The sequence below is a fragment of the Geminicoccus flavidas genome (assembly GCF_009806515.1).
Lineage (GTDB): Bacteria > Pseudomonadota > Alphaproteobacteria > Geminicoccales > Geminicoccaceae > Geminicoccus > Geminicoccus flavidus.
The window spans coordinates 1-5,243 of the sequence record NZ_WUJP01000237.1 but is presented as its reverse complement, the minus strand read 5'-3'; the positions used below and the strand labels follow the sequence as shown (position 1 = coordinate 5,243).

Below are 5,243 nucleotides of genomic sequence, written 5' to 3'. Positions count from 1 at the left end.
GGCCTCGGCGAGCTTGCCGACGGCACCGGCGCCGAATAGCACGCGGGTCGGATAGTTCCAGGTGGTCGAGAGCGTCGCAAAGTCGAGCATGGGCCTGTCCAAAGGCGGATGACGGCGGCTGGTTTAGCGCCGGCCCACCGGCTCGGTAAGGGTGCTGACGCCAGGCTGCGCCAACGCGCGCCGGCAGCATCATGCCACGGTGATCTCCGTCTTCACCGAGTTGGCGATGAAGCACAGCTCGTGCGCCTCGTGATGCATGGACTGGAGCTTCGCCTGGTCCGGCGCCGTGCTCTGCCATTCGACTTTGGGATGCAGCACGACCCGGGTCACCGCCTCCCGGCCGGGTGCGATCTCGGCCATCACTCCCTCCGCATGGTCCCGGTAGGCGGACGCGATGAAGCCGGCGAGCCTGGCCACGTGGAGAAAGGACAGCATGTGGCAGCTCGAGATGGCTGCCACCAGCATCTCCTCCGGATCGACCGCCGTCGGCACCGCCCATTTGCCGACCACGTGCGGCGAGGCCGAGCCCGCGACGGTCACACCGCCGTCGAAGCCGAGCGTGTGGCCGCGGCTGTAACGGCCCTTGAGGAAGTCCTCGCCGTCCTGGAGCTGCCAGCTGATGTCTGCCGTATAGGTCGCCATCGATGCTTCCTGTCGCCGTCATTGCGTCGCGTCGAGCCGGGCGAGGACGTCCAGTACGGTCGCCACCACCGCCTCCGGCGCGTCCTCCTGGACCAGATGCCTTGCCTGCGCCACCGAGGTGAAGGTCCCGCCCGGGATGCGCCTGGCGAGCTCCCGGCCTCGTTCCAGCGGGATCCACGTGTCCTCTTCGCCCCAGAGGATGGCCGTGGGGCAGCGTACCCCGCCCAGGCGCTGCTCGATCTCGTCGGTGTAGCGGTCGCTCATCTGGGCGATCTGACGATAGAACGCCCTTTGTCCGACCTCGCCGAGCCATGGATCGAGATAGAGCTGCATCTCGCCATCGCGCAGCTGGTGGAAGACCGCACCGCCGACATAGGCGCGCAGGATCGCCTCGTGGATGTAGGCGGGCAGTGCTGCAAACACCGCCTCGTGGTCCCTGGCCGCCTGCACGAGGGCCGAGCCGGATGGCCCGATCGCCACCGGATCGATCAGCGTGAGCGACCGGTAGTCACGCCGGTCGAGCAGATGGGCGCGCAGCGCCGTGGCACCGCCGAAGTCGTGCGCGACGACGTCCGGCCGCTCGAGCTGCCAGTGGTCGAGCAGTGCTGCGAACAGCCCGTTCTGGACGCCGAGCGAGACGTCGCCGTCCGGCTTGGCCGACCGGCCATAGCCGAGCAGGTCGAAATAATGGACTTGCCGGTACCGGGCCAGCCAGGGCGCGATCCGCCGCCAGACCAGCGAGGAAAACGGCGTACCGTGCAGCAGCACGAGCGGCTTGCCTTGGCCGATGATCCCGTAGCGGATCTCATGGCCGTGGAAATCGAAGCGCCTGGACAGATCCCAGCCGGCAGGATCGGTGCTCTCGGAACCCATTGGGCAGCTCCTTTCGTGCAGCGCTCCGTCCCGACCGTTGCGCCGGTGCGGCCGACGCGACTCCCTCAGATCTCGATCGTCTCGCCCGGCTTGGCGCGCAGCACTTGGCCGCGGTTGACCTCGCTCTGAAACTCGTCGGCGGAGCCGGTCAGCGCGTCGAACGTGCCCCAGTGGATCGGCAGGATCGCGTCCATCTGCAGGAACTCGTTCTGGGCGATCGCCGCGGCGCGCGGGCCCATGGTGTAGCGGTCGCCGATCGGCAAAGCACCCACGCGCGGCCGGTAGAGCCGGCGGATCAGCGACATGTCGGAGAACAGGTCGGTGTCGCCGGCATGGTAGAAGCTGTCCTCGTGGTTGCGCACCACGATGCCGCAGGGATTGCCCAGATAGCGGGCGACGTTGTTCTCGTGGATGCTGGAGGAATGGTAGGCGCGGGTCAGCGCCACCTGGAGGCCCGCCACCTCGATCTGGCCGCCCGGGTTCATCGGCTCGACATTCTCCACGCCCTGGCTGCCCAGATACAGCGCGATCTCGTAGGCGGTGACTACCGGGGCACCGGTGCGCTTGGCGATCGGCACCGTGTCGCCCAGATGGTCCTCATGGCCATGGGTCAGGCAGATCAGGTCGATGTCGCCGAGCTTTTCCAGGGCACCTTCCGGATAGGACGGGTTGCCGGTCAGGAACGGGTCGAACAGTACCGAGCGCTCGCCGATCCGGAGGTGGATCGCCGAATGGCCGAGCCAGGTTACTCTGAGCATCTCTGTTTCCACCTGTTCCAAATCTGGTTGGCAAAAGGCGCCGCAAGCTAGGCGAGCCCAAGCGACAGGGCTAGACCGGGCGCATGAAGGCGCTCCTCCTGGCCATCCTGCTCGCACTCCTGGCGACGCCGCCTGTCCTGGCGGCCGAGCCGCCCGCCAAGGAACTGTTCGGCAGCGCCACGGGTCCTGCCCCGGCGCCGGCTGCCGTGTTCGGCAGCTATGCCAGCGGCTGCCTTGCCGGTGCGGTGGCCCTGCCGCGGGGCGGCGAGGGTTACCAGACCATGCGCCCGTCGCGCAATCGTAGCTGGGGTCATCCCAACCTCATCCGGGTGATCGAGCGCCTGGCCCAGGACCTGCGCGGCCAGGGCTGGCCCGGCATCCTGGTGGGCGACATGGCACAGCCGCGTGGCGGGCCGATGCGCACCGGCCATGCCAGCCACCAGACCGGTCTGGATGCCGACATCTGGCTGACGCCCATGCCCGGGCATGCCCAGTCCGATCCGGAGCGGGAGAGCATGGGCGCTGTGTCGATGCTGCGGCCGGGCACGCGCGAGGCCGACCCGGACCTGCTGGGCGCGGCCCAGATGGCCATGATCCGCACGGCGGCGCTGCAGCCGGAGGTCGAGCGGATCTTCATCCATCCCGGCATCAAGCAGGGTCTGTGCGCCACCGCCGGGGCCGACCGCGTCTGGCTCGGCAAGGTGCGACCCTGGTGGGGACACGATGCCCATTTCCACATCCGCCTGCGCTGCCCGGACGGGCAGCCGGGCTGCCGGCCGCAGGAGCCGCCGCCCCCGGGCGATGGCTGCGGTGCGGAACTGGCTTGGTGGCTGGGCGATGAGCCCTGGCAGCCCTCCGACGAGCCCCCGCCGCCGCCCCTGCTGCTGGCCGACCTTCCCGTCCAGTGCCGGGCCGTGCTGGAAGCACCCTGACGGATCAGGCGCAGGGACGGAGCAACGGCTCCGGACGCATCGCGATTTGCGTCATGACCGGGACTGCCCGTAGGATCGCAGCAATGCCGATACAAGGGGAGGCTGTTGCATGCGGTTGCTGGCGGTGCTGGCCCTTCTCGTCCTCGCCACGCCGGCCTTCGCCGCCCGCTGGGAAGCCGTGGGCGTGTCGGCCAAGGGCAATCAGGTCTTCATCGACGCCAGCAAGATGAAGCAGCAGGCCGCCGCCGAGGTGCGCGCGATCTCCTATCGGGTCCTCTATGCCACGCCGCTCGACCTGGACGGCCCGGTAATCGCGTCCGCCCGGTTCGACGCCCGCTTCGACTGCCGCTCCGGCACGGTTACCACCGACAAGATCACCCTGTTCAGCGATGCCGAGGGCACCAGGTCCCTCGCGCAGAAGCGCGAGCGGGTGCCGCTGACCCTGAAGGAACCGGAAGGCTCCAGTGGCGACATCGCCCGCCAGGCAGTCTGCCGCTAGTCGACAAGCCGCCGGCGGTTCGGTATCGCATCAACATGCCGATTCGTCGTTCGCGGAGCCGAGACATGCCGGCCACCACCCGCCCTGCCGGAATCGCCGTTGCCGTCGCCCTGCTGGCGATGACGTCGCTCTCTCCGGCTGCCCACGCCGATGGGCAACCCGCCGACATCCTGCTGCTCGCCGGGCCGGATGGCCAGGCGGTGACGCTGCGCCGGGAGGATCTCGCGAGGCACCCCATCAGCACCGCCCGGGTGTTCTTCAGCACCGGCCACGGCCCGGTCGAGGCCAGCTTCGAAGGGGTGCTGCTCTGCACGCTCCTGGAGGAAGCGGGCCTGACGGAGGAGGCGACCAGGAACGCGATCCTGCGCCGCGTCTTCACCATCACCGGGCGGGACGGCTATCAGGTGGTGCTCTCGGGCGGCGAGATCGCCCCGATGTTCGGCGGTGCGCAGGTCCTGGCCGCCCGTGCGCAGGATGGCAAGCCGGTCGAGGGCCTGGCGCGCCTGGTGGTGCCGGGCGACAAGTCGGGCGGCCGCCATGTCGACGACATCATCCGCATCGAGGCCGCGGAAGGAGCTCCGCCATGAAGATCAGCGCCCGCAACCGCATCAAGGGCACGGTCAAGGCCGTGGAGCGCGGGGCCGTCACCGCGCATGTGAAGATCGACATCGGCAACGGCGTGATCCTCACCTCGTCGATCACCAACGAATCGGCGGACGAGCTGGGCCTGAAGGAAGGCAGCCAAGTCTATGCCGTGGTCAAGTCGTCCGACGTGATGGTGGCCATCGATTGAACCACGGTCAGCTCGTCCGCCAGCTCCGCGACTTGGGCGTGGTTGCCGGCGGCGTGCTGCTGGTGCACACGGCGTTCCGGGCGATCCGCCCGGTCGAGGGCGGCCCGGACGGGCTGATCGACGCGCTGCTGGCGGCGATCGGCCCCGACGGCACGCTGGTGATGCCGTCCTGGTCGGGCGACGACGAGCAGCCGTTCGACCCGGCGCGCAGCCCGGCGGCGGCCGATCTGGGTGTCGTTGCCGACCGGTTCTGGCGCCGGCCGGGCGTGCGGCGCAGCGCCCATGCCCATGCCTTCGCGGCCTATGGCAAGCTGGCGGAGCGGGTCACCGCCGATCCCCTGCCATTGCCGCCGCACATCCCGCAAAGCCCGGTGGGACGGGTTTACGAGCTGGACGGGCAGGTGCTGCTGCTGGGCGTCGGCCACGACGCTGACACGATGCTGCATCTGGCCGAGCTGATCGCCAGCGTGCCCTACCGGACCCCGGCCCGGCTCACCGTGATCGAGAACGGCCGGCCGGTGCGGCTCCGCTATGCCGAGAACAACCATTGCTGCGAGCGTTTCGCGCAGGCCGACGACTGGCTACGCGCGGCTGGCCTGCAGCGGGAGGGGCCGGTCGGCCACGGGCATGGGCGGCTGGCCCGCGCCCGCGACATCGTCCGGCTGGCCACGGCGCATCTGGCAGCCGACCCGCTCCTGTTCCTGCACCAGCAGGGCGCTGGCTGCGCCGAATGCGACCTGGCGCGC

At 69.6% G+C, this 5,243-nt stretch carries 8 protein-coding genes; 5 read left to right on the top strand and 3 right to left on the bottom strand.

Annotated features, from left to right (window positions below):
* Positions 1–189: 189 nt before the first annotated feature.
* From EQG76_RS06700 to EQG76_RS06690, 3 genes are all read right to left on the bottom strand, one after another.
* Complete coding sequence (locus EQG76_RS06700; RefSeq protein ID WP_159711769.1) at positions 190–642, bottom strand: OsmC family protein; 453 nt, start codon at positions 640–642, stop codon at positions 190–192.
* Positions 643–660: 18 nt separating this feature from the next.
* Entirely contained in the window at positions 661–1,515 is an 855-nt protein-coding gene (locus tag EQG76_RS06695; protein WP_159711767.1) for an alpha/beta fold hydrolase, read from the bottom strand.
* Between the two features lie 65 nt (positions 1,516–1,580).
* Positions 1,581–2,273, bottom strand: a complete 693-nt coding sequence (locus EQG76_RS06690; RefSeq protein ID WP_159711765.1) for a metal-dependent hydrolase — start codon at positions 2,271–2,273, stop codon at positions 1,581–1,583.
* A gap of 83 nt (positions 2,274–2,356) precedes the next feature.
* On the opposite strand from EQG76_RS06690, the gene mepA reads away from it, so the two are divergent.
* The 5 genes from mepA to aac(3)-IV all read left to right on the top strand — a co-directional run.
* A complete protein-coding gene (gene mepA / locus EQG76_RS06685; RefSeq protein WP_159711763.1) occupies positions 2,357–3,205 on the top strand; it encodes a penicillin-insensitive murein endopeptidase in 849 nt (282 codons plus the stop codon).
* Between the two features lie 109 nt (positions 3,206–3,314).
* A complete protein-coding gene (locus tag EQG76_RS06680; RefSeq protein ID WP_159711761.1) occupies positions 3,315–3,704 on the top strand; it encodes a surface-adhesin E family protein in 390 nt (129 codons plus the stop codon).
* Positions 3,705–3,769: 65 nt separating this feature from the next.
* The gene (locus tag EQG76_RS06675) at positions 3,770–4,291 is read left to right on the top strand and encodes a molybdopterin-binding protein (protein ID WP_159711759.1); all 522 of its coding nucleotides are present in this window, start codon (positions 3,770–3,772) and stop codon (positions 4,289–4,291) included.
* A complete protein-coding gene (locus EQG76_RS06670; protein WP_159711757.1) occupies positions 4,288–4,497 on the top strand; it encodes a TOBE domain-containing protein in 210 nt (69 codons plus the stop codon). Before EQG76_RS06675 ends, EQG76_RS06670 begins: the two co-directional genes overlap by 4 nt.
* Positions 4,494–5,243, top strand: a 750-nt coding sequence (gene aac(3)-IV, locus EQG76_RS06665; protein WP_159711755.1) for an AAC(3)-IV family aminoglycoside N-acetyltransferase, incomplete at its 3' end; no start/stop codon positions are given. The genes EQG76_RS06670 and aac(3)-IV, both read left to right, overlap by 4 nt.